1 protein-coding gene is annotated in these 260 nt (G+C 72.7%); it reads right to left on the minus strand.

Annotation, left to right across the window (positions count from 1 at the left end; all coding sequences use genetic code 11):
* Positions 1-260: GH32 C-terminal domain-containing protein (locus J0695_RS41755; RefSeq protein ID WP_206970033.1), on the minus strand; the 260-nt coding region annotated here is incomplete at both ends.

Raw genomic sequence — 260 nt, forward strand, 5'->3', positions numbered from 1 at the left:
ACTGTCGTGTGCTGGTCGTCGTCGGTCCGGAGCCGGAAGCCGATCTCCGTGGCGGTGCCGAGGGTGATCTCGGCCTCGATCTCGTAGGCGATGCCCCGGACTCCCGCGAGCGGGTTCGCGGAGGTGGGGCCGACGGCGAGGTCCTTGCGGGTCGTGGTGGACGTGCGCAGCGTGACCAGCTCCGGGACCGGGCGCTGCGCCAGGCGTACGCCGTCGGCGGTGTCCGTGAGGGTCAGTTCGCGGGGGGTGCTCAGCTGGCC

Source organism: Streptomyces beijiangensis (genome assembly GCF_017315755.1).
In the GTDB taxonomy this organism is placed as follows: Bacteria; Actinomycetota; Actinomycetes; order Streptomycetales; family Streptomycetaceae; genus Streptomyces; species Streptomyces beijiangensis.